21 protein-coding genes, 1 tRNA gene and 6 pseudogenes are annotated in these 22,827 nt (G+C 58.5%); 10 read left to right on the top strand and 18 right to left on the bottom strand.

Annotated elements, in window-relative coordinates:
- Positions 1 to 220 precede the first annotated feature (220 nt).
- On the bottom strand, positions 221 to 577 hold the full coding sequence (locus tag IVB41_RS10660; protein WP_247430750.1) for a hypothetical protein: 357 nt from the start codon (positions 575 to 577) through the stop codon (positions 221 to 223).
- Positions 578 to 624: 47 nt separating this feature from the next.
- Positions 625 to 885, bottom strand: a complete 261-nt coding sequence (locus tag IVB41_RS10655) for a toll/interleukin-1 receptor domain-containing protein (protein ID WP_247430746.1) — start codon at positions 883 to 885, stop codon at positions 625 to 627.
- 831 nt (positions 886 to 1,716) lie between these two features.
- Between IVB41_RS10655 and istA (IVB41_RS10650) the strand changes: the two genes are divergently transcribed.
- From istA (IVB41_RS10650) to IVB41_RS10640, 3 genes are all read left to right on the top strand, one after another.
- Positions 1,717 to 3,216 carry an IS21 family transposase gene (gene istA, locus IVB41_RS10650; protein WP_247430743.1) on the top strand — a complete coding sequence of 500 codons (1,500 nt, stop codon included), beginning with the start codon at positions 1,717 to 1,719 and terminating at the stop codon, positions 3,214 to 3,216.
- Positions 3,216 to 4,082 carry an IS21-like element helper ATPase IstB gene (istB, locus tag IVB41_RS10645; RefSeq protein ID WP_346770819.1) on the top strand — a complete coding sequence of 289 codons (867 nt, stop codon included), beginning with the start codon at positions 3,216 to 3,218 and terminating at the stop codon, positions 4,080 to 4,082. The genes istA (IVB41_RS10650) and istB (IVB41_RS10645) overlap by 1 nt, the downstream gene beginning before the upstream one ends.
- Before the next feature lie 75 nt (positions 4,083 to 4,157).
- The gene (locus tag IVB41_RS10640; protein ID WP_247412359.1) at positions 4,158 to 5,186 is read left to right on the top strand and encodes an IS110 family transposase; all 1,029 of its coding nucleotides are present in this window, start codon (positions 4,158 to 4,160) and stop codon (positions 5,184 to 5,186) included.
- A 1,331-nt stretch (positions 5,187 to 6,517) separates the two neighbouring features.
- On the opposite strand, the gene IVB41_RS10635 is transcribed toward IVB41_RS10640, so the two are convergent.
- The 5 genes from IVB41_RS10635 to IVB41_RS10615 form a co-directional block, all read right to left on the bottom strand.
- Complete coding sequence (locus IVB41_RS10635; RefSeq protein ID WP_027568210.1) at positions 6,518 to 6,718, bottom strand: hypothetical protein; 201 nt, start codon at positions 6,716 to 6,718, stop codon at positions 6,518 to 6,520.
- Positions 6,719 to 6,779: 61 nt separating this feature from the next.
- Positions 6,780 to 6,855 (bottom strand) — tRNA-Thr (locus tag IVB41_RS10630).
- A gap of 9 nt (positions 6,856 to 6,864) precedes the next feature.
- Positions 6,865 to 7,017 carry a hypothetical protein gene (locus tag IVB41_RS10625; RefSeq protein WP_155809798.1) on the bottom strand — a complete coding sequence of 51 codons (153 nt, stop codon included), beginning with the start codon at positions 7,015 to 7,017 and terminating at the stop codon, positions 6,865 to 6,867.
- Positions 7,018 to 7,216: 199 nt separating this feature from the next.
- Positions 7,217 to 7,366, bottom strand: coding sequence for a hypothetical protein (locus IVB41_RS10620; protein WP_245287813.1), 150 nt, complete (start codon positions 7,364 to 7,366; stop codon positions 7,217 to 7,219).
- A 102-nt stretch (positions 7,367 to 7,468) separates the two neighbouring features.
- Positions 7,469 to 7,708: a helix-turn-helix domain-containing protein gene (locus tag IVB41_RS10615; protein WP_081747888.1), complete on the bottom strand. Its 240-nt coding sequence runs from the start codon at positions 7,706 to 7,708 to the stop codon at positions 7,469 to 7,471.
- A 454-nt stretch (positions 7,709 to 8,162) separates the two neighbouring features.
- Between IVB41_RS10615 and IVB41_RS10610 the strand changes: the two genes are divergently transcribed.
- Positions 8,163 to 8,408, top strand: coding sequence for a PilZ domain-containing protein (locus IVB41_RS10610; protein WP_051462829.1), 246 nt, complete (start codon positions 8,163 to 8,165; stop codon positions 8,406 to 8,408).
- Between the two features lie 143 nt (positions 8,409 to 8,551).
- On the opposite strand, the pseudogene IVB41_RS10605 reads toward IVB41_RS10610, so the two are convergent.
- The 6 genes and pseudogenes from IVB41_RS10605 to IVB41_RS10580 all read right to left on the bottom strand — a co-directional run.
- Positions 8,552 to 9,046: pseudogene (locus IVB41_RS10605) on the bottom strand (DNA ligase); the annotation flags it as partial.
- A 326-nt stretch (positions 9,047 to 9,372) separates the two neighbouring features.
- On the bottom strand, positions 9,373 to 9,600 hold the full coding sequence (locus tag IVB41_RS10600) for a hypothetical protein (protein ID WP_155809799.1): 228 nt from the start codon (positions 9,598 to 9,600) through the stop codon (positions 9,373 to 9,375).
- Positions 9,601 to 9,615: 15 nt separating this feature from the next.
- On the bottom strand, positions 9,616 to 9,780 hold the full coding sequence (locus IVB41_RS10595; protein WP_247430740.1) for a hypothetical protein: 165 nt from the start codon (positions 9,778 to 9,780) through the stop codon (positions 9,616 to 9,618).
- Positions 9,777 to 10,142 (bottom strand): annotated as a pseudogene (locus tag IVB41_RS10590) (hypothetical protein). The gene IVB41_RS10595 and the pseudogene IVB41_RS10590 overlap by 4 nt, the downstream one beginning before the upstream one ends.
- 170 nt (positions 10,143 to 10,312) lie before the next feature.
- Entirely contained in the window at positions 10,313 to 10,555 is a 243-nt protein-coding gene (locus IVB41_RS10585; RefSeq protein ID WP_247430736.1) for a hypothetical protein, read from the bottom strand.
- 80 nt (positions 10,556 to 10,635) lie between these two features.
- Positions 10,636 to 10,920 carry a hypothetical protein gene (locus tag IVB41_RS10580; protein ID WP_247430733.1) on the bottom strand — a complete coding sequence of 95 codons (285 nt, stop codon included), beginning with the start codon at positions 10,918 to 10,920 and terminating at the stop codon, positions 10,636 to 10,638.
- A gap of 181 nt (positions 10,921 to 11,101) precedes the next feature.
- On the opposite strand from IVB41_RS10580, the pseudogene IVB41_RS10575 reads away from it, so the two are divergent.
- Positions 11,102 to 11,475: pseudogene (locus tag IVB41_RS10575) on the top strand (DNA ligase); the annotation flags it as partial.
- 1,018 nt (positions 11,476 to 12,493) lie between these two features.
- Complete coding sequence (locus tag IVB41_RS10570; protein WP_197031162.1) at positions 12,494 to 12,694, top strand: hypothetical protein; 201 nt, start codon at positions 12,494 to 12,496, stop codon at positions 12,692 to 12,694.
- Positions 12,695 to 13,060: 366 nt separating this feature from the next.
- On the opposite strand, the gene IVB41_RS10565 is transcribed toward IVB41_RS10570, so the two are convergent.
- Together IVB41_RS10565 and IVB41_RS10560 are read right to left on the bottom strand one after the other, a co-directional pair.
- A complete protein-coding gene (locus IVB41_RS10565; protein ID WP_247430730.1) occupies positions 13,061 to 13,237 on the bottom strand; it encodes a hypothetical protein in 177 nt (58 codons plus the stop codon).
- Between the two features lie 438 nt (positions 13,238 to 13,675).
- A complete protein-coding gene (locus tag IVB41_RS10560) occupies positions 13,676 to 13,969 on the bottom strand; it encodes a hypothetical protein (RefSeq protein WP_247430727.1) in 294 nt (97 codons plus the stop codon).
- A 523-nt stretch (positions 13,970 to 14,492) separates the two neighbouring features.
- Here IVB41_RS10560 and IVB41_RS10555 point away from each other — a divergent pair.
- A complete protein-coding gene (locus tag IVB41_RS10555; protein ID WP_247430723.1) occupies positions 14,493 to 14,726 on the top strand; it encodes a hypothetical protein in 234 nt (77 codons plus the stop codon).
- A 925-nt stretch (positions 14,727 to 15,651) separates the two neighbouring features.
- Here the strand turns inward: IVB41_RS10555 and IVB41_RS10550 are convergent.
- Positions 15,652 to 16,312: pseudogene (locus IVB41_RS10550) on the bottom strand (NAD-dependent epimerase/dehydratase family protein); the annotation flags it as partial.
- A 76-nt stretch (positions 16,313 to 16,388) separates the two neighbouring features.
- On the opposite strand from IVB41_RS10550, the pseudogene istA (IVB41_RS35895) reads away from it, so the two are divergent.
- Both istA (IVB41_RS35895) and istB (IVB41_RS10535) read left to right on the top strand, forming a co-directional pair.
- Positions 16,389 to 17,696: pseudogene (gene istA, locus IVB41_RS35895) on the top strand (IS21 family transposase).
- On the top strand, positions 17,696 to 18,556 hold the full coding sequence (gene istB, locus IVB41_RS10535; protein WP_027568218.1) for an IS21-like element helper ATPase IstB: 861 nt from the start codon (positions 17,696 to 17,698) through the stop codon (positions 18,554 to 18,556). The pseudogene istA (IVB41_RS35895) and the gene istB (IVB41_RS10535) overlap by 1 nt, the downstream one beginning before the upstream one ends.
- Positions 18,557 to 18,614: 58 nt before the next feature.
- On the opposite strand, the pseudogene IVB41_RS10530 reads toward istB (IVB41_RS10535), so the two are convergent.
- Positions 18,615 to 18,928 (bottom strand): annotated as a pseudogene (locus tag IVB41_RS10530) (NAD-dependent epimerase/dehydratase family protein); the annotation flags it as partial.
- An 899-nt stretch (positions 18,929 to 19,827) separates the two neighbouring features.
- On the opposite strand from IVB41_RS10530, the gene IVB41_RS10525 reads away from it, so the two are divergent.
- On the top strand, positions 19,828 to 20,043 hold the full coding sequence (locus IVB41_RS10525) for a hypothetical protein (RefSeq protein WP_155809802.1): 216 nt from the start codon (positions 19,828 to 19,830) through the stop codon (positions 20,041 to 20,043).
- Between the two features lie 671 nt (positions 20,044 to 20,714).
- Here IVB41_RS10525 and IVB41_RS10520 read toward each other — a convergent pair.
- Positions 20,715 to 21,845: an acyltransferase gene (locus tag IVB41_RS10520; protein WP_051462831.1), complete on the bottom strand. Its 1,131-nt coding sequence runs from the start codon at positions 21,843 to 21,845 to the stop codon at positions 20,715 to 20,717.
- Between the last annotated feature and the right edge of the window lie 982 nt (positions 21,846 to 22,827).

The raw sequence follows: 22,827 nt of genomic DNA, 5'->3' as shown, positions 1-22,827 counted from the left end.
TGCCTTGGAATTGGCAGCCCCAAAGCGTCGCTCACGCAGCTTGAGCGCGTTCAGCCTTCCCGAAAGCGGCCTAGCCGGGGGCCTTCGCCGGATGCGTACGAATCAGGCGTGGCTGTGCCGGACAAAATCGCCTGAAATTCGGTCAGGTAGGTTGTGCAACGGTAGATGGCTTCTTGAGCGTCTTGATTGAGCTGAACCTCGCGAGAGCGGAGGGTCCGGGCTACGTGGCTCCATCGCCGCAAAGCGCCATTGCCAAATCTCGTTCGTTGTTAGCCAAGCGTATGGCTGCTCCTTCCGGCTCGTGCACGATCCGGAGAGGCAAGCCAAGCAACTCTTTGCCAAACAGTTCGTCCGGATTGGACAGTTTGCGGAGCTGTTGGCGGTTCAGCAGCAGAAGCTCCTGGAGAATCCGATCTGTTTCCTGCTGTTGAACTTCGGCCTTCCGAGGCGTTCTTTTGAGCTGCTGTAGTTTCGGCTGGATAGCTTGCTCTAGCTGAGGCCAGAACGTGCTGAAGACCGTATCCAGCTGCTTCTCAGTCCTGCCGAACTCGCCGGCGGCTTGATTGATGGTCTTCAACAGCCTAAAAATTTCGTCTCTCTCAAAGGCCGTGGCTTGGAAAAGCGCTATCGCTGAGCGATGTCCGATGGCTTCAATCCGAAAAGGATTGGTGCAACGCGGCCGTCGATTACGGACTTTGCAATCGCGCCAGCTTCGAAGTGGAGCCAAGGCGACTCTGTGTTTTCGGGCGTGAGGATCAATATTCCGAAACTAGTGCTGTCTAGCTCGTGCCGAATTGAGGACGACCAGTGTGTCCCTTTTTCAATATCTTCCGAAGACATGTACGGGATGATCGTCTGGTTGGTGTTGCCGGTGTTGCCCGTCATGACCCCTCCTTTTCCTCGGTTTTGAGTATCATCGATCTTGAGTGTCTATGCCCGCCATTGTCGTTGACGCCTCCGCTGCAGGAGAATGTGCGGCGGTATTCGCTCTGGATCAATGGTGCGGCTGATCCGCGAAATCAGCTCCGTTCTCACATCTATAGGGTCGGGCCGCTGAGCCCGTGTCTTCAGCAAATACAATCTAGGCCCGGCCCTGAAGCCCGTGTGTGAACCAGTTCACTTCCGTTTCGAGAAGACGTCCAGGAAGAAGCAAGCTTACTACCGACGTCCGCAAACCTGAGGCCGATAAACCAAGCGACGTGCAATGCACCATGCTGGACGGCAACTACCTCGTCGAGCGGTCCTAGTCGGTCGTCTCATCCCAAGCTCGGTTCTGAGGGCCTATTGGCAGCCTCGCAAGCGCTATTGCCTGAGTATGACGCTCCGGTTGCCAGCCAAATTTCTGCTGGCTCGAGGTTCTAGACGCTACTTTCGCATGCGCTGATCATCTCGAAGAAGAAGCCGCGCGCGCACGCGCGCTGCTCGACCGGCTGGAGGCGGCAATCCTGACCAAGGCGTTCAAGGGTGAACTGGTGCCGCAGGATCCGAACGACGAACCAGCCGGGCTCCTACTGGAGCGCATTCGCTCGAAGCGGGCAGCCGCAGCTCCAACGTCGAAGACGAAGCGGAGAACGCGGTCTGCTTTTGTGGCGGGATAGCGCTTGTCATTCGGCCTGCAATATTGACCCCCTAAGCCGGGGGATCGGCGTCCAAAATTGACCCCCTACAGGTTGGTCTGTTGCGCTGCCTGCTTCGTCATGAAGCAGGTGGTCGGGGATGCTGATCGTGGAGACAATCGCCCGGATACGGCGCGAGCACTTCATCAAGGGCAAGACGATCAAGGAGATCGCCCGTGACCTGAAGGTGTCGCGGAACACAGTCCGGAAGGTGCTGAGATCGGGAGAGACCTCATTCGAGTACGAGCGTGTTGTCCAGCCGCGGCCGAAGCTGGGACGATGGGCAGCAGAACTCGACGGGTTGTTGTCAGGGAACGCGGGCAAGTCCGCTCGCGAGCAACTGACATCGATCCGGATCTTCGAGGACCTGCGTGAGCGCGGCTATGACGGCGGTTACGACGCCGTGCGGCGCTACGCCAGGCGATGGAGCAAGGAGCGCGGACAATCCACGGCCGCTGCCTACGTCCCGCTTAGCTTTGCGCCCGGAGAAGCTTACCAGTTTGACTGGAGCCACGAGGTCGTCCTGCTCAATGGCGTGACGGTGATGGTGAAGGCCGCCCATGTCCGGCTCTGCCACAGCCGGATGCTGTTCGTGCGTTGCTATCCGCGGGAGACACAGGAGATGGTGTTCGACGCCCACGACCGGGCGTTCGCCCTGTTCAAGGGCACCTGCGTGCGCGGCATCTACGACAACATGAAGACGGCGGTGGAGACGATCTTCGTCGGCAAAGGGCGTCTCTACAATCGCCGCTTCATGCAGATGTGCAGCCACTACCTGGTCGATCCGGTTGCCTGCACGCCAGCGTCGGGCTGGGAGAAGGGCCAGGTCGAGAACCAGGTTGGGCTTGTCCGGGAGCGCCTCTTCACGCCGCGGCTGCGGTTCAAAACCCTCGACGAGTTGAACGCGTGGCTGCTGGACAAGTGCATCGCCTTCGCCAAGGCGCACCGGCATCCAGAACTGGCCGAACAGACGGTCTGGGAGGTGTTCGAAGCCGAGCGACCGAAGCTCGTTCCCTATGCCGGCCGGTTCGACGGATTCCACGCGGTGCCGGCATCGGTCTCGACGACCTGTCTGGTGCGGTTCGACAACAATAAATACTCGGTCACGGCCAGCGCTGTCGGGCGGCCTGTTGAGGTTCACGCCTACGCCGACCGCATTGTGATCCGTCAGGACGGACGCATCGTTGCCGAGCATGCTCGCTCGTTCGGCCGCGGCGAGACGACCTATGATCCCTGGCATTACGTGCCGGTACTGGCTCGCAAACCCGGTGCCTTGCGCAACGGCGCTCCCTTCAAGGACTGGGTGCTTCCGGCTGCGATCGAACGTGTGCGGCGTAAGCTTACCAGTGCCGACGATGGCAACCGGCAGATGGTCGATATCCTCAACGCGGTTCTGACCGACGGCTTGCCGGCCGTCGAAGCAGCCTGCGCCGAGGCGATCGCTCACGGCGTTCATTCCGCCGATGTCGTGCTCAACATCCTGGCCCGCCAGCGTGATCCTGCGCCGCCAGCCAACATTCTCACCCCGGCCGCACTGACATTGCGCCACGCCCCGATCGCCGACTGTGCCCGTTACGACAACCTCAGGAGAGCCATCTGATGGAACGTACTCAACTCTCCGACCTCATGGGCGAGCTCAAACTCTACGGCATGAAGGCTGCCTTCGACGAGATCATGGCGACCGCTGTCAAACGCCAGCACGAACCCCAGCGCATTGTCGGCGACCTGCTCAACGCCGAGATCAACGAGAAGCAGGCCCGCTCGATTAAGTACCAGCTCACCATCGCCAAGCTGCCGCTGGCCAAGGATCTCGAGGACTTCCAGTTCGAAGGCACACCCATCAACCAGACGCTGGTCAATGATCTCGCCGGCGGCGGCTTCATCGCCCAGCAACGTAACGCCGTGCTGATCGGCGGTACCGGCACCGGCAAAACACATATGGCCATCGCAATCGCCAGAAGCTGCATCCGATCCGGTGCCCGCGGCCGCTTCTACAACGTGGTCGACCTCGTCAACCGTCTGGAGATCGAGACCCGCAATGGACGGCAAGGTCGGATCGCCGAGCATTTGACCCGGATGGACTTCATCGTCCTCGACGAACTCGGTTATCTACCGTTCGCCCAATCCGGCGGCCAGCTCCTGTTCCACCTCGTCAGCCGGCTCTACGAGCGCACGTCCATCGTCGTCACCACCAATCTCGCGTTCGGTGAATGGCCCAGCGTGTTCGGCGACGCCAAAATGACCACCGCGCTTCTCGATCGCCTGACCCACCATTGCGACATCGTCGAGACCGGCAACGACAGCTGGCGCTTCAAAAGCCGCGACGACGATCACGCAACCCGCGCTCGCATCGTCTCCGCAACCCCGACCAGCTCCGACGGTGCGAGCGCTACCGCCAAAACCCGCCGCTCGAAGGGGTTAAAATTGGACGCCGATACAGGGTCAAATTTGAACACGATGACGTAATTGCGGTCGGCGCTCGTGGCAGACAAGCTCCGTTATCGTTGAGCCCTCGCAATCAAATGATTCGAAGGAGTTCCCATGAAGCAGTACGTCGGGCTGGACGTCTCACAGAGAGAAACCGCTGTGTGCGTTGTCAACGAGACCGGTCAAGTAATCTTCGAAGGAAAAGCCAAGTCTAATCCTGGTGCCTTGACTGACCTGCTTAGCAAACATGCGCCTCATGCCGAGCGTATCGGCTTCGAGACCGGTGCGATGGCGAGTTGGCTATGGCATGAACTCCGCAGGGTTGAGCTTCCGGTGGTCTGCATCGACGCTCGGCATGCGCACGCAGCTTTGTCGGTCCGAATGAACAAGAGCGATCAGAATGATGCGCGAGGCCTTGCCGAACTGGTGCGGGTTGGATGGTATCGAGAGGTCAAAGTCAAAAGTGAGGAAAGCCAGAAGATCCGAGCGATCCTTGTCGCCAGATCTCGGCTAGTGTCCATGCGCCGAGACATCGAGAACCAGGTTCGCAGCTTGATCAAGGAATGTGGATTGCTATTCCCTCGCGCGATCGGCCAACAGTTCCGCAACCAGGTCAGCGAACTCTTGGGCGCCGATCATTTGCTTCTCAGCGTGATATCGCCGCTGCTCTCGATCCACGAGAACGTTTGTCAGCAACAAGGTAAGTTCGACAACGAGGTCCGCCGGTTGGCAAAGCTGGACGAGACGACGCGTCGCCTGATGACGGTCCCGGGGGTCGGTGTCGTGACGGCCCTAACGTTCCGCCACACGATCGATGACCCCTCGCGCTTCCGATCGGCTTCTACGGTCGGCGCCTACCTAGGCCTTACGCCGAGGCGCAGCCAATCCGGCGAAACCGACACCAACGGAAAGATATCTCGATGGGGCGACCGGCTTCTCCGAACTTACTTGTTCGAGGCCGCCACTGTCCTTCTTTATCGAACCAAAAAGTGGTCTTCCTTAAAGGCCTGGGGCATGAAGCTCGCCAAGCGGATCGGCATGAAGAAGGCAAAGGTCGCCATCGCCCGAAAGATCGCCGTGATTCTCCACTGCATCTGGGTCGATGGCACATCGTTCGACTGGGGCCAGCCGAAGCCAATCTGATATTTGCTCGCAAGTTCCTGGTCCGGTCCGCCGGACTGGCGATGTCCCGCTGGGACGGTGGTCGTGGTGACCTCGGTCAATCGGCTGGTGGCGGTTCGCCCGCACTCCGCTGCAAACGTTGAGGCGCCCGATCCGGACATCATCATGAGGCGCTCGCGACCTCGGAAAGGACCATGACCCCAGCTACGACATCAACCTAACCCGACGAAGCCGCTAACGACGTCGATTGCCAATCCCGCTAGGCAATCGTCTCGCCATCCGCGATCGCTCCGTCTCCGCAACCTGACCAGCTCCGACGGAGCAATCGCTACCGGCGTGTCACTGGAGAGAGGAAGAATGGTAGCTTGACAACAAACCGCAATTAAAGGGCCGATTGACAGGCGCTATTCAACAACCTGGCAAAGCATGGCTTTTTGCTATCTCCTATCTGCCTTCCCGCGGACATAGCTACGAGAAGTGACAACGAGCAGGACGAAAGTGTCGCGGGGGCAGCACTCGGTAGAGCGGAGCCGAGCTCTGAAAAGTCGGCGGGCTCAGTGCCTCTCCCGCGCCAGCAACGTCCACACCGGCGACGTGCCGTCCCAACGTCGAAGTCGTCCGTAAAACCGTACCCCAACCCCGGCCTCTTTCAGTCGCGCGACTACGAGATGTAACGCAATCACGTCCCCCTCTGCTAGCTCCACACAACCCCGCTTGCGAGACCACACCGCCCGCAGATTTGGTTCTAAACTTGCGGCCGTTTTTATCCAAAAAGCCATTGCACCAACTTCCAGAATGCCCAGCCGATCGCGCTGATCCATCCTAGCATTGCTACGACAACTGCGACGGCCCAAATGATCTGGACATGCCAGCGGCGACCTTTTGTGTGCCTCCGCTGAATGTTCGCCGCATCGGCGTGACGCAACCCGTCGTCCCCTGTTCGCGCGCTCTCGCCAGGCTTTAATGCATTCGCCGTTGTGATCGTTGGGAACTCAAACTTCACATTACTGGTCCGTTGCGAAGCCACTCACCTACCGTTGCGATCGGCCGGTCAACGAGGGGTAAGGGCGGGACCCGTTGACTCCTCTCGGGTGTAGCACTCGCACGTTAGCATGCCGAATTGCAGACTCGAGTTCCGTCACCGCGACTTCAAGCCGCAAGTTCCGAAGTTCATCCATAGCCTTGCTAATCTCTTCTTCCGACAGCCGCGCCGGCTTTGAGAAAAAAGGTAGCCACATCGAATCGCCTCTCTCCAAGAGACGCCGGGTGGCTTGTTTGGTTGCTCCAGGTCAAAAAAAAGAAGCGGAGCCGGGAACTTGATGTGGATTGAGGCTTGGCAATGGCGGAATTGACTACTCCGACTGAGACGGCCAATTGATTGGCAGCGCAAAGAGATCCCGGCGATCAATCTCCCTGCGAATTTCCTCGGCTCGCTGTTTGGCCGCTTCACCCAAAAAATGGTATCGACCGTTGCTTATGTCGGCCGCGGCCTGCTGTCTGATGTTCTCGTAGTGATACAGAAGGCTGGCGTCGCTCAACTGCTCGTAGCTCATGGAGTCAAACCGCATCGAGAAAGGGCGAAACCAATCGACGCGCGCCGGCGTCAAAAGTAAGTGGTGCCAGTTGAGAGGAATCGAACCTCCGACCTCCGCCATACAGGGACGGCGCTCTGCCACTGAGCTAAACCGGCGCTGATATATCAGTGGAGCCAGACGGGCTTGCGGGCTGGTCTGGTCCGAGCAATCCATTTTTCAAGACGGCGTTGCATATCAACAATCATCGCGAGGCGTTCCTCGATCACCTCAATGGAATCCAACTGGCAATCACTGCGTGTCTGATCCGAGTCGCTCATGATGTCCTCGTAACGGTTTAAAATAGGCTGCAGTACAAATGACGCTTGGCGGACCGACCGGTAAAAATCCTTGAAATGAATTTAGGCTGCCGGCCCTGTATATCTTTATTGTGCGAGAACGTATCGGCGGAGGCAAGCTAGCCGTTGGATTAACCTAACCAAGCAAGGTTAGCAGCGGAAGTCGCCTCCAGAAGGCCATTCATTTGTACGCATCCATCACCCGCGTCATCGCCGGATGCGTCCGGTTCTTGACCTTGATCCAGTCTTTCGACCGGGAGCCGCCGTAGCGGCGATCGCGGCGTTTCGACACCAGGCCCTCGAGGCCCCACGCGGCGGGAGAAACAGGCATGGGCCGACTCCTTTCCCTTCGCGAACGGCGCCACGAACATGCGAGGCGGCTAGGCCCGAACAGCGGCAGCTTGCCGCAGGGATGGTTCGTACGTCATCCGATTCATTGCGCGAACGCGCGTCCGCTGGTGCGGTTTACTCGGCCTCGCTGCTTGCGGAAACGTTGCAGTCGACCATAGACGGCCTGACGCGACCGACCAAGCCGCTCGCCGATCTCGGTTGCAGTCTTCCCTTGATCGAGCAGCGCAAGCAGTTGTGCCTCTTCTTCATGTGACCACGGACGGACTTCTTGTCGATTGTTGGACATTGATTTCAAGCCAGCAAAAGCGCTGCGGACCATCATGCTACATCAAGATGGTAAATGACGCGTTCGAGGTGTTGAGGAGCGAACGTGTCCGGACTTGCTTTGCGGACCGAGCTTGTTTCGTTGCCGCGCCGGCGTCCCAAGGTAGGGCGGTCCACGGGACTCGCGTAACTCTCTTTAAGTACTATGGATGTAAGATAAAGGCCTTTCAGCGCCGCCCCATTGTACAAATGAGATTGCCGTGACCCCAGACAATGATGATGAGCTCACTGTTTTGACGCGAGAGATCGCTGACAAGTCGACTTATGTGCACGATCAGACACTTCTGATCGAGGTTCTTGAGCAGGACGGACATGACCTGTCCGAGTATCGAAGTGAGCTAGCCAGGGAGCGATCCCATTTGGCAACGCGGATCGCAAGGCAGTTCAGATTACTTGAAATAACATCGGCTAGGAAAGTAGACGACTCATCCTCGTTAACTCAGGGATGATCGATGTCCGACCGCCGCAAGCTTGATCGTTCGGATGTGGACTTAGCAGCCTACATTTTCGGAGATGGAGGCAGCCGACGTTGCCGCGTGTTCAACATCTCAGAGAACGGCGCGGGGATCGAGTTACCGACGAAGCTGTACATGCCGGCCACATTCAAGTTGATGTTGGAAAGAGACCGCATCATTAGAGTTTGTCGTCTAGTCTGGTCTGGCGATACTCGCATCGGCGTCGTGTTCAAAATCGATTGAGTCGGCCACCAACGTTTTCCTGGCGAAAGCTCTCTCAGCCAAATGACTTCATTACCCGCGTCATCGCCCGGATGGGTCCGGTTCTTCACATTGATCCAGTCTTTCGACCGGCCGCCGCTGTAGCGGCGATCTCGGCGCTTGGACACCAGGCTCTCTAGGCCCATGCGGGCGGCGGCGCCGAACAGCTCGGTGCCGATCTCGCCTGGCTCGAACGGCGCGACGAACATGCCGTCGGGCCGGCCGCGCAGCAGCCGAGCCAGATTCGTCTTGCGTATCGACAGCGGCAGTGAACGCAGATCCCCGCTGCCGAGCGCGAGGGCGTCGAAGGCGTAGAGCTGCACTTCGTGGTCGTGCTTGCGTGAATGCAGCGCGTTGAAGTCGGACACGCCGTCCACGCCGAGCACCACGGCCTCGCCGTCGACCACGAATTGATGCTCGCGATTCTTCAGCGCCGCTTCGACGATCCAGGGGAAGCGCTTCGTCCAGTCATGGCCGTTGCGCGTGATCAGTCGCACGGCCTTACCCTGGCGCTCGACGCGCAGGCGATAACCGTCATATTTGATTTCATGGATCCAGCCGGGGCCGTTCGGCACCGCCTTTGCGGCGGTCGGCAGGCAAAATTCGAACGTTGTACGCATAATCGTCAGATAGGTCTCACAAAGGGAAAATTCTATCGGCGTGAGGTCGCGGGAGAGGGTCTTTTAACCACTCAAGACAAGAGCCGCGGCGGGTACATCGCTGCGGCTCTCGCATTCTTCAAAAGTGGCCGGGTTAAAAATGAAGGTAAGAAAATGGACCAGCCCCGGTCGGGAAAAAATAGCAACGAAAACCCTGCGAATCGAGTCGTTTCTTTCGACGGAACAATGATTTAGCTGGAACTGTGTGCACATTAACGAGCAGAAATTCCCGGATACTCAAGTTCGATAGGCGTGTGGGGGTGTGGGCCAGTAACCCCGGTATCCGGTCAACGCGGCTTCCGGCGCGGCTTCCCGGCCGCGTTCCTGACCAGCGGACGCATCGCGTCGATGCTGGTGAGGCTGGGGTCGAAACCCTTCGGCAGCACCGGCATCTCGTCCGGAGCGGCATCGGTGCAGTCCGGGCAGGGCTCGCCGGCGCCGCCACAGCCGCAGGCCTTCGGCCCGTCCCACGGGCGATCAGGATGATTTTCGCAAACCCAGCGGGCGCATGCCACGTCCATTTCCTTCCATCAGTGCGCCGTGGGCTCTTCCTCGATCTCCTGCCCATGCAGATGGTCGAGCACGTCGCCGAGTTCGCGCATGTCCAGCATCTTGCCGCAAACCGGGCAGCGGATGAAGTGCTCACACTCGCTTTGCGACGTAGGGCCTGCCGGCTTGCCCTCGCGAAACATCATGCTGCGGCGCCCTTCAGCGGCAGCGTGAGCTGTATGTCGAACCGCCTGGTCGCGTTGACGCTGATGAAGCCCGCGAGGGCCGGGGAGACTTCGTTGTCGTTGTCGACCGCGCGCTGGGCCAGCGCATCGGCGACGTCGGATGTCACGTCCCGGACCCTCCCTCCATCGCGTTGAAGCACACGATCCGGACCGGATAGGCATACTGGCCGGAGAGGAGGGCCGTGCAGCACGGTCTCGAGATCGGTGTCCGCTTCATCAGTCTCGCGTCAGGCGCAGCCGGCACGGGCGCCAAAGTCTTCAAGGACAGGGTCGATGTCGCGATCGAGGCGATCGGCCGGTACGATCGAGGGCGAGGAACGCATACGCTTACTCATACTATCGGCCGGGCGGAGACACGGCCCCGGCTTCAGGGGGGCTCTTGAGGGTGGCCGGGGCCGCTCCGCCAGCTCGGGCGGTGAGCCAGCGGAGGTTAACTTTCAACTAAGTTCCATTGTTCCTTTCCGGGATTAGTGGCTGCACAATTTCGCGTATTTCAGTGTTCCGTTTTTCCGATGAGGTCTTTGCCATGTCCCAAGGAGTTGAAGATCTGCAGATGCTGCGCCTGATCACCGCCTTCCAGAAGATCGCAGACAAGGACGCGCGACGCCTTGTCTTGACGTTCGTCGAGAAGCAGCAGGCGCAGTCGCCTCAAAAGCCCGGGCGGACCGAGCACTAAGACACAATTGCGGGTGTTCGAGTTTGCCGGTAGCGCTTTCCAGCCGGGGAAACGCTTCATGAAAGACATGCTCGAACATCTTGCGACACTGCGCGAGCAGATTGTGAAGTGCGAGCAGTTGAGGGACGCAGCAAAGTCCGTCATGAAGCGGGTCGTCGCTCACGCGCTTGCAGCATCTCCGAACGATCGGCAGTTAACTCTCCAAAGCGCGCTCCGATGAGCGCGGCTGCCCCCTCGTAGAGAACGCCTTCACCTTGGAGCTCGCGCGAGGAGGCTCGCTCGATGTACAGCTGGCCGACGACCAGCATTACCACTGCGAACACCTCAGCGAGCATTGCCGTCGAGAACTGGTGAAGCTCATCCAGGGTGCGGTAATCGGCAATGAAACGGCTTCGTTCCGAAGCATCGGTCAGTGCAAGAAACACAGTTAATCAAGCTCGCTCCCCGAGTTAGCGCTCCCCACAAGCACACTCAGTCGGGGTTCAGTTTTACCAAAGCGTTTAGGCTCTGCTGCCCGCAAGACACGGGCGAGGACCGGCTACAGACTTTGCCGCTCGCCTACGCCGGCCAGGACCCGCGGCAGTTCAGCCTGCGCCTGGTCTAGCAGTGGCGTTTCAGCGAAAGAAACCGGAGGCAATCGGCGTAAAGGCGCCGCTTCCCGGATTCATCGAGCCAGCCTTGGCGACGTCGATCGACCGCGTGCCGTCCGGCGAACGCTGGGTCCATGAGATCAAGTTCGACGGCTACCGCGTCCAGGTGCATCTCGCCAATGAGACGGTCACCGTGTTCACCCGCCGCGGTCATGACTGGCCAACCGCTTCAAGAAGGTCGCCGCAGATGCTTGGCACATCGAGCCCAGCGCGGCGATCGTCGATGGCGAAATCGTGGTACCGGCCGCTGATGGCACCACGGATTTTTCGGTGTTGCAGAACGAGCTCAAAGGGACGTCGACCAAAATCGTCCTGGTTGCGTTCGAGTTGCGTGCTCGCAAGAAGGAGCACAAGGGCACTGGTCCGCTGATTGTTGGCGTCGATCCCGCCCGGTTCGGTGCTGACAGCACGGCCATTGCCTGGCGTCGTGGCAGCAGCATCGAGAGGATCGAAAAGCGGAACGACCTGGACACCATGCAGGTTGCGGGCTGGGTGGCTCAAATCATGCGGGACGACAAGCCAGCCAAGGTGAATATCGACGTGGGCGGCCTTGGCGCCGGCATCTATGACCGTTTGGTTGAACAGGGCTACGGCGGCTCATTCGGTAGTGGCCAGCTTAATGCCGTCAACTTCGGCTCAAAGCCGATCGATCCCCCGCCGTTGGATGACAGCGGCAAGCCTTCTGGCGGCCCTGCCAATCGCCGAGCTGAGATGTGGTCGCACCTGAAGACAGCCTTGGAGGGCTCTCACTTCTCCCTGCCTGACAGTGACAGCTTGCAAACCGACATCTGCGGCCCAGGGTACCGCTACATGAGCGACGGTCGGCTTCTGCTGGAGAGCAAGGACGACATGAAGAAGCGCGGCATGCCCAGCCCCGATGAAGGCGACGCGGTGGCGCTGTGCTTCAGCGAGCCTGGAGGAGCGCCCGTGGTCTCGAACGCCAATTTGAATCGGCCAATCGCTTACCCCGCCATGGGATATGTCTGATGATCGATCGCTTGGTGGAGGCCTGCGAGACCGGCGAGCGTGCTGCATGCGGCGTGGCGTGGGGGCAATATCCCTCAAGGGTTTTGAACTGCTTGCCAAGCAAGGCCTATGGGCAGATGCGGCGCAGGCAATCGTTGCTCTGGAGGCCGTACATCCCCGAGCACAATACCGGTTCGTGAATGTTTGGACGCAGCGGTCGTTTGCGCGCTACATCACCGATGAGACCTTGCCTGCTTGCCTTCTTGCGCAAGGTGATGCCGCCCTATCTCGGCGGGGACGTGGACCTTTTTCGCGGCCAGCGTAGCGACGACCGGCCAGGAGTGTCCTGGACGCTTCCCCCCACATCGCTTTGAAGTTCGCGATGTTTGGAGATCAGAATATTGACCGCATTGACCTGACGCTTGATGGACCGGGCAAAAGGCAACCCCGGTCGGATGGTATCATTCTGCAAGCGTGCGTGCCCGCTTCGAACATCATCTGTGCGCCATGCCTGCTGACCGGCCTTGAGGGCGAGTACATCATCGATCCGCGCGGGATAGTTCTCGGCTGCACCCGCCACTGATGCGGCAGGCTGGATCAGAGACGAGCTTGCAGGCGCGCTGGACGATCTGGGGGACATTGCTAACTGGGTCTGCGCCGTTGTGAATAGGCACGGGCGGCGACCTGATGAGCAGATAGACGGGCTCCTGAAACGAGCCGCAGATGAGGGCGACGCTGATGCGGGAGCCCTGATCGATAGTGGGCTGCTGCACCCGTTTTTAGTCCAAATAGTCTCAAGCCTCTGCGAACCGAAAGAACTGTCATGACTCCTGTGGCGTTAAACCTCGCGGCGCGGCTTGTCTTCACCTACCAGCATCAACCTCATTTGCTCGATGATGCGGAGAGTCTCCGGGAGGTGACCGGCCTTGGTTCCAGCGCCAATGCTGAATTACTCAGCATGGTTCGCGGCATCATCGAACGCCTGCAAGATGGGGACTCGAAAGCCCACATTTAGCGCGCCGAGTCTCTGAAGCAGGCAGGTCAAGACAAACTGCATCGCCAGGTTCTCGGCTGAGATTTTGACAACCTGTTCTTCAATCTCGGCCAGCAGATCACGTTCAGTCATAACGCCCTCATTCTTAGCCGCTCTCGGGGCGTGACTCAATCGGAGCGGACGCGCAAAGGCAATGCCGTCATCCACACTTAATCCGGTTGATTGCCATTGCCGAGCCCCGACTCAGGCGCGCCCTTCCGCAGCGCAATTAGATGCGATGGAATTCGACGGTCTTCCGACTTAGCGAAACGCCAACAGTTTTAAATCCAGCGCTTGTCCACGCTTTTGCGTGGCCGTGCCCAGCCTTAAGCGAGCTTTCGTTTCCCCACCAAGCGTTGAACTTGTAGGCCGACCGAGGTAGCGGTCTTCCAAGAATTTCCTCGATCTCGGAAAAGGTGAGTTGGATAGTAGTCTGTTGCAGACTCTGGAGCCAGCGGCGCAGCGGATCGTAAACGCTCATTGGACATGGTGTCCTTAAAGCACTGATCCAATCTCAATCCACGCTCGAGATCAACGTCGCGTTTTCATTCCGATCTTGAGCAATTCAGCAGTGCCTCGATCGATACTATCGGCAGCCCGGTCTAGAACGCGTTGGTCGATCTTGGGCTTTTTTTGGCGAAGCCTTAGTCCGATCTCGACCAGGCGGCGGATGGCTTCGGCCCGCGTCGGCTGATCAGACTGCTGAGTTACCCAATGATCTAGGGCCGCTAACGGCGACGGCTGCATGCGGACAACAACTTGCGTGCCTTTGCCCGTTGCGGGAGGACCTCGTTTTTTCTTTGCTAGCACAGTTTTCTTTGCCATAGAACCATGCTAGCATAGAAACAGGCCGAAGAAAAGTTTGCACCCTCTCTCCGGCCCTAACCTCAACCACGAAGGGTATCCAATGATCGAGGCTGATAGCGTGCATAGCACGCCACCCCTAAACACGTCTGCTCTGTTTCACGGATGAGCTTCGCTGATTGTGATGGGCCGTCGAAATCGGAGCTCGTCGCGATCTTGGATTGCACGAGCTGCTGAGATGCCTTCCATCCGCTTGGTGCCTCGCCTAGCGTCGAGACGCATCCTTGTCGTCCAGAGGCAAAGTCAATGAGTGCCTCAAGTAGCTCGCAGGCAAGTTGCAGCGTCTCTTTTATTATCGAACGCTCAAGTGAGGCGCAGCGACAGAGTAGTACGTACGTCGCAGGCTGAGCGCTCACAAGGACGGAATTGATGCGGTTCGAGCGCGATGCTGACGGTGCCTCCGTCGGCGATCTCTGCAGCCGGTTGGAACTATTGTACCTTAGTACTTCTATCTGCTTCAATTTGAATCGATTTGCTTATCAACATGACCCAAGGCAAGTCTCTTCACCGGGGCTGGCTGCATATTTATTTGGATCTTTTTGCCCGGTTTATCCCTGACACGTATTTCGCGGGCCGTGTCGGTCCCGCATTCATATTTTGTGCCATAGCAATGGCCTCTTTTGAGAATGATCGTGAGATGCTTCACCTGATCAGTGCATTCAAGGAGATCAAAAGTCCGGAAATGCGCCAGGCGATAGTCTCCTTGTCGAAGAGCTAGCGCAGAAAAGGGATTTGGTTCGAAGGGCACCTAGAAAAGACGGTTAGCCGTCTTGTTGTGCCGGCCGTCTACTCGCGTTGGTAACCTGCAACACAAGTTCACTCCGCGTTCGCTGTCTCGCGCGAGGACGACTGCTTGGACGTATGACAGCCGAATGGAAAATTAAGCTACAGCTTGCGCCACAGAGGAGCCCGATTACGCTGTCGTCGAGCAGCAACTCGCCAAAATCGATGGAATTATTTCGAAAGGGGAGAAGGTCAAGATTGCCCAGCAGGCGGCTCAACTCTCCGGCAAATGCCCGCCTCCCGATCTTTTTAGCTCACCCAGTCTCAGCCGGTTAGCGAGAAAGCATTTGAGGTGATCATCGATGAACCTTCCCGACCCGGTCGAGACTAATGAGAGGACACGAAAGCGCGAGGGCAACGTGAGTCACGCTGATACAGCGAACGTTGGACCAGGGCCGGGTAGAAGTCGCCTCTGGCCTGCTTGCATAATTTGGGCTTTTGCATGCGTCGTGGCAATGCTCGGATGGACAAGCGCGCTCGCATGGGCATTCTGGAAGTTACTAGGCTGGCTCACAAACCTAGGCTGAAGAGCTGCGGGCGTCCCAACAAAATCTGCACCAGCTTGACCCCTGCGCAGATGATCATTCCCCATAATGCGATGTTGACTTGTATTGTTGTGTGCATAAACCACTTGGCGGGACCGCCTGCTGAATGCGTGGGGCCCAACAATTGCAACACAATGCCAATGATTCGATAAAGTTCCCTAGTAGAGCGATTTGTGCAGCGCACTTGCAGGCGGCTTTAGCAAGCTCAGGTTCTGCTGCGACACAATATTCAGGGACGTTGGGCGGCGTTGACGCAAAACAGGATCAGCGCGGATTAAGGTTTGCGGCCGATACCGTGCAATGCGGGCGCGCGAATTACCTGAGCGGGTGTGCTTTCTGGTGCCAAGTCCAGGCGGTGCAGATCACCGTAGCGAGGTCGGAGTGGCGCGGCACGAAGTTCAGCACCTTTCGTGCAGCGGATACATCGGCGACGAGATGGGATCGCGAGCGCGATGCGGCTTGACGGTGTGCGGCACCTCGCGCCCGGTCTCCTGCCTGATCGCGTTCAGAATGTCGCGCACCGAGAAGCCGGAGCCGGTGCCAAGATTGAGGCTGCCGGCGGCATGTCCAGTTTCAAGAAGATTCGACGCCGCGCCATGCGCCGCGGCGAGATCGGTGATATGGATGTAGTCGCGGATCGCGGTGCCATCGGGTGTGTCGTAGTCATCGCCGTAGACGGCGAAGTCGATATCTGCAGCGCCATCATGGCGCGCGGAATGAGATGGGTCGTTGTCGCGTAGCTCGCCGATGCCGCCGGCGGGATCGGCGCCGCTGGCGATGAATAGCGTAGGCAGAACGCGCCGAAGCCGTACGCCGAGCGATAGTCAGCGAGCATGCGTTTGATCATCTACTTCGAGGCGCCGTACGGATTGATCGGGGCGCAGGGGAAATCTTCCGGCAGCTCTTTGGAATCGGCGTTGCCGTAGACGGCGCCAGTCGAGGAGAACACGATGCGATTGCAGCCTGCGTCGCGCATGTCGCGCGCCATGGAAAACTGCCCCCTCGGCGCCATGAGGAATTGCCCCCTCCTTGGATAGCCAAGGAGAGAGCAAATGAACGAGGAACGAATCACTAGAGGCTCGTCGTGGAGTGATCCACGGGGGCAGGTAATGAAGACGCCGGACGACGTGGCGGAGATGTTGCGCCTGAGGGCGTGCGGATGGGGGCTGAAGCGGATTGCGCGCGAGCTGGGCTGCAGCCATCACACGGTGAAGGGTTATGTGGCGGCGGGCGGGATGAAGCCGTTTAAGTCGCCCGAGAGGCCGCAACGGCTCCATGGCCTTGAGGGCTGGCTGCGCGAGAGGTTCATTCGCCATCGTGGCAATGCGGACGTGGTGCGCCAGGATCTGTTGACTGAGAAAGGCGTGACAGTCAGCCGGCGAACGCTGCAGCGCGCGGTGCAGCCTTATCGGCAGGCGCTGAAGGCGGAGGCGCTTGCGACGACGCGGTTCGAGACACCTCCGGGTCGCCAGCTGCAAATCGACTTCGGGGAGGTCTGGGCGAGATCGGCGGAACCAAGGTCAAGGCATTCGTGTTCGTGGCGACGCTCGGACATTCGCGACGGCTCCATGTGCGAGCGTTCCGGGCCGAGAAGCAAGAGCACTGGTTTGCCGGGCTCGAGAGCACATTCACCACCTTCAGCGGTGTACCCGAGGAAGTGCTGATGGATAACCCACGCGCACTTGTGGTGCGCCACGACGCGGTGAGCCGGTCGGTTCAGTTCAACGACAGGCTGATTGCCTTCTCGAAGCACTGGGGCCTTCCGTCCTCGCGCCTGCGCACCATATCGGGCACGCACAAAGGGCAAGACGGAGAATGGCGTCGGCTACGTGAAGAAGAACGCGATCGCAGGTCATTCCTTTGCAAGTTGGGAAGCGTTTGAGGCCCATCTCGCCAGGTGGGAGCGAGAGGTTGCGAACGTCCGCATCCACGGCACGACCGGCGAAGCGCCGATCATCCGCTTCGCACGAGACGAGGCCCACCGGTTAAAACCGCTCGGCGGGCGGCCCTCGTTCGGATCATTGCGTGAGCTAACCCGGATCGTCGGCAATGATTGTGCCATCGAGATCGACACCAATAGTTACTCGGTACCGTGGCGCCTTATTGGTGAGCGCGTCGCGGTGACCGTCGCGGCTGGCGAGGTGCGGATCCGCCATGGCGTGCACCAGGTTGCGGTTCACGAGCAATCGAAGGGGCGTCGACTGCGGATCGTCGATCCGCTCCATCTCGATGGTGTTGCCGGGCGCAATGGCGCGGTCCGCCGGCTGGAGATTGCAGCGGCGGTGCCGGAATCGCCTCCACCGCATTCGTTGTTGCGTCCGCTTGCCGAATATGAAGCCGTGATCGGAGGAAGCTTCTGATGACGCGCGCAAAGAAGGCAACCGAAGCACCGATTGAGCCCCTTGATGCCATGCTGGCGCGATTGCAGCTCTCCGGCATCCGCGATCAGCTTGATAGTTTGCTCGACGAGGCGGCGCGCGCGAACCTGTCGGCGCGTGAGACGCTGATCCTGCTGTGCGAACGTGAGATCGCGCGCAAGGATCATCGCCGCATCGATATGGCGCTGAAGCTTGCACACTTCCCGGCCGTGAAGGAGCTCGCAGGCTTCGACTTCGAGGCGCAGCCCTCGATCGATCCCAAGCAGATCCGCGACTTGGCCGCGTCACGTTGGATCGCCAACGGCGAGAATGTGCTGCTGCTCGGCCCGCCGGGCGTCGGTAAGACGCACTTGTCGATCGCACTCGGGCGAGAAGCGATCCTGTCCGGTTACACCGTGCAGTTCACCACGGCGACGACGCTCGTCGCGGGCCAGGCCAAGGCGCATGGCGAGCGGCGCCTGGACGAGAAGCTGCTCGCGCTGGCGAAGCCGAAGCTGCTCATCGTCGACGAGCTCGGCTATCTGCCGCTGGAGCCGGACGCCGCGCATCTGTTCTTCCAGCTGGTCAGCCGCCGTTACGAAACCGGTGCCATGCTGATCACGTCGAACCGCAGCGTTGCCGAATGGGGCACCGTGTTCGCCGATGCCGTGGTCGCCACCGCGATCCTCGACCGGCTCCTGCACCACAGCCACGTGATGACGATCCGCGGCGACAGCTACCGGCTCCGCGCCAAACGGAAGAGCGGCCTCATCAAGGCGCCGCCCGCCGGTGACGGCCCTCCGGTCGGCTCCGCCTCCCTCCGTCCCGTCACCGGCGGAAACGACCATCAAACGACATCATGAAGCCGAGGGCGGGGGCGGTTCTTCCGCAAAGGGGGCAGTTCCGGATGGCGTTTGACACGCGCATCGCCTGCAACAGCGACAGAGTGCCCTGAACATTGTTGATGTAGTATTTTTGCGGATCGGTCATGGACTCGCCGACCAGGCTCGCCGCTGCGAAATGCATCACCGCCGTAACTTTGTGGTCGGCAAAGGCTCGCGGCAGCGCGGCGCCGTCGAGGAGATCTCCAACCACCAGGGGCGCGGCGACGAAGCTGCGATGACCTGTCGAAAGATTGTCATAGACGACGGGCTGAAGGCCGGCGGCAATCAATGCGCGGCAGGTGTGCGAACCGATATAGCCGGCACCTCCTTGACGAGGACGGTCGGTCGATCATGCCAATGCTTTCTTGGTAATTGAAGGGCCGGCTGAGGATGGGGCGCCTAAAGCTCAGCGATGTTGCAGCCGCAAGAGTGTGAAATTCGACAAGTGAAGAGCAAGACGACTGCATTCGTGGCGGCTTCGTCGAAGTCGTCGAGTGGAAAGGCGGTCGCCAAGGGTTCTGAAAGACACGCTCAAAGATAAACATTGAATCTGCCGAAATAAAAGACAAGCGCAACGGGCGCCCATGGGGCATAATCTGGCTTTCTCAGTGAGGTGCATCCTATGAGGTTCCATCTCGGTTCAAATCCCAGGCGTCTTTCGGACCAAGACATTGCGGCAGCCATGGAAGAACTCCTGCAACTGCGCATGGAAGTTGCCGCAGAAGAGTATCACGCCCAACTTTCGTCGGTACGGAACACTGTCGTCGTGAGACCTTACGGATCCCGCCCGCGAACAACGACATTGACGGATTGGACCTAGCTCGTTGCTTCAAGCCGGCTATTAAGCGGGAATTTCTTGAAATTCAGCGCCGCATTCATTGAATTGCATGAGTGGGCACAGGCAGCCGGCCAAATCCTTCGTCAACGGAAGAAAAGCACGAGCCCCCATCCGAGGAGGTAACAGAAAAAGACTTCTGGGAATGTAACTCTCATCGCAAATCCCTCGTTCTGAAGCGTACTAATTTTCCGCGCTGTTGAAAGTCTATTGGTACGCTTGGCGTCGAGTTTGAACGCGGCCGTGGGGATCAAAATTCAAGGCCTATGCGCCTCACTCGCAAGCGCTCGCATTGCGGCAAGGCTATCTCTCAAATGGAATATTCATCAACATTATAACGGAATACCTATTTCGTCGAACCTCAATTGGGGCTAATGTCTGCCTGTTGGCGGTTATTTTGTGGCCGGAGGGGCCAATGGATATTTTCAGACAGCGTCTTAGGCGTATTTCTGAGGAAAGTCAGCGATTGAACGGCGTCATGGTCGAAGTTCAGCGTTTGCGAAAATTGGTCGATGTGGCGGCAGCCGAAGCCCAAAACAGACAGCAAGAGCGCAAAGTGCAAAAAGGAACGTCGGCGTCGCCGTTCGTCTCCCGGCGTGCGGGCGGGCTTTCAGGGGCGTGCCTTGATTGAGTAAACGAACCTGTTGCTGAGTTAGAGGAGACGTTCGATCCAACGCGCTTCCTCGGTTCATCTTCGCGGGCTTCTTTGCGAGGTCGGGCATCCCGGCTGGAGCGACCGCGGTAGTTCGACGTGGGGCAGTGCAGTGTTCGTGTTGTCTTGATGAGGTTGCGGCGAATGAGATCCGTGCCCAGTGGCGAGCGGAGGGAGCGCGGTGACTTTGGAGAATGGCAGGTGCACCGGTTAGAGAGACTTGAACTCCAGCCCTTGTTAGGGGGGCGGAAGCGTGTCCTCAAAACCGATAGCTCGGTTCGACGATTCAACCGAGATGTGGTTCAGAATAGATCGTCTTGCGGAGCTAGTGTCGAGGACACCTTGTCCAGTTTGTTGCGCCTTTCGTGCTCCAACAAGTATCGGATGCGACGTGCGCGAGAAATGCGGTCTCGCCACGAGTAGCCCATCAGAAATCCGGCGGGCAACCCAACAAATACGATTCCCAATGCGGCGCCTAAAGCCAAATCCATCTCAGCGCGCCCTCTGACCGAGGTTGCCGCCAAGTTCACCAAGTGCCGAGACAAGCAAGCAAGTATCTAACATCGGTTTTCTGTCGCATTTCCTAAGCGAAATCGCACGAGACGATGGGGTCTGCGCGGCGATGGGTGGAGGGAAACTAAGTGGGCCGATCACTCGAGTTTCAATATCTTTCGAAGGGGCGGAACCGATGTGGCGTCCCGTCTAATCAAATTCTTTAGCCGCAATACGGGTTTCTCGACCAGTTTCCACGACAACATGGCAAACACAACAGTAAGCGGAAGGCCGAATAGCAAAATCACCCATCCATGCTGATATTCGGCCGGCAGGAAGTAGACCAACGTCTGTTGTATCGGGAATCCAAACAAGTAGACTCCGTAAGAATAATCTCCGCTTTGCAGAATGCGCGCGAGGTAAATCTTGCGCGTACCGAGGTAGATGACGAGGTACGTCAGCGCGAGCAGGCTAAATATGACGAGCGGCTCGTACGACAGGGCCCCAATCGCGACAACGAAAGCTGCGACGGCGTTGCCTGGCGACATAACCAGACGATCGTTCCAGTGGAAGGCGCAACAACCAACGACAAACGAAACAATCAATATCTTCCAGTCGGCGACGGCCAAGAAATTATAGAGTTGTCCGCCTCTCAATACATAAATGCCTGTCAGGCCCAGTGATAGCTGGGCAATCAGCGTGCAGTACTTCCTGCTGAATGCTGCAGTCGATGCCATCATGAGTGCCATGAAGAGGTAACAGAAGAACTCCGGCTTCAGCGTCCATAGATTCAGATTCACGGCGTCAGGCACCGGATTGTGCAAAAATAGTCCGGGCAGGAAAAATTGCGCATTGCCCAGAATATTCTGGAAGTACCTGAGAAACAGAGGGTCGGAGAAGTATTCGGACAAATTTTTCTCGCTGAGCCACGGGCCAAGAACCAGTGCACAGAGCGTAACCTCGACAATCAGCGCAGGTGCAATCCTCAATATGCGAAACAAGAGGAAGGTCGAAACGGCTCTCGTGCGGATGGCGCTTCCAGCCACGAGATAGCCGCTGACTATGAAGAACATCGGAAGCACGGGCTTGACGAGCAACTTGTGAATGGGATCGGCCGCGAATGCTTCGGCGGCCTCTGCGCCGTCACAAATGAACATGGCGTGGAGCGTGAAGACCCAAACCGCGAGCAGGAGGCGGAGGGCGTCGAAGCCTGGGCCGTTGCCGTTGTGGACCTTCAGGATGTCTGCGGCAGTCAATCCGTGCGGCTTGTCAGTGCGATCTAAAGGCATACAGGTTCAATCGATGAAATAACGAATTTTAATACATCGCGCGGCGAGCGGGCTGGACTTTTATTAAATCACGCCGACTGGGTTTACCAGCTGCGATGATCGTGCTGGTTACCGCGCCCGCGTCTGCCCCGCACACCGCCGGCGCTCGGTCGACCGAGCGTTATTCGGCTCGGTTTTTACCTTGACTGGTTGATTGTCGGGCATTTTAATACGCAGATCAATTGGATTTACTGGGGAGTTAATTGTATTAATTGAGTGACCAAATAGATTATCGGCTAATCTAAGTTGTGATGTCGTCAGGCGGGTGCCGTCTGCGAAAACGACGGAATGGATGACCGGGAGGAACGATGTCAGTAGCATGTCTCAAGTCGGACAGGGCGAAAGGCGCTCGAAAATATGCGGTCGCTATAAAGTTCGCACGGTAATTCTGTGCCTGATCGCAACGGCTGGCTGGACGTCCGCCCTCTTTTGGGGGGCAGTGCGTCTGGTCCACCTGTCGAGCCTAGCGCATCAAGGAAACGATGGGGCGACGACGGAGCGCTGTTATCGTGAGGTCATGCCCCCTGCCTCGGCCGCAAAATCATCGCCTCCCGGCGCTGGATAGTTTCCATCTCAACCACATGCCAATTTCACCCGGTCTTTAGCCAATCCCGAAGATCAATCGCTAAATCTTGCTTGCGTGAGGGCTCCCGCAGCTTAGGTTGCATTTAATCTGATTGATTCAATTTTCAAAGTCGATCTGTCTGATTTCGGGATGCGGAAAACGTTTCGAGTTGATGAGAATTCATGTCTGGGGATCTACACCGTCGATTTCAGGAATTAAGGCGCTTGCGAAAATTGGTCGCCGAGCTCGAACGGCGACTCGCTTTGCACCGTGCCCGTTCTTCTCAAGACGCCGTTCGTGATGCACAAGAGCCAACGGAAGTCAACCTGCCGATTGCGGATCGTAGCGACTAAGACTGCTCCGCTGTAAGGGACCCAG

It is taken from the genome of Bradyrhizobium sp. 44, assembly GCF_023073095.1.
Classification (GTDB): domain Bacteria; phylum Pseudomonadota; class Alphaproteobacteria; order Rhizobiales; family Xanthobacteraceae; genus Bradyrhizobium.
Note: the sequence above shows the minus strand (reverse complement) of the source record. Positions and strands in the feature narration are given on the sequence as shown.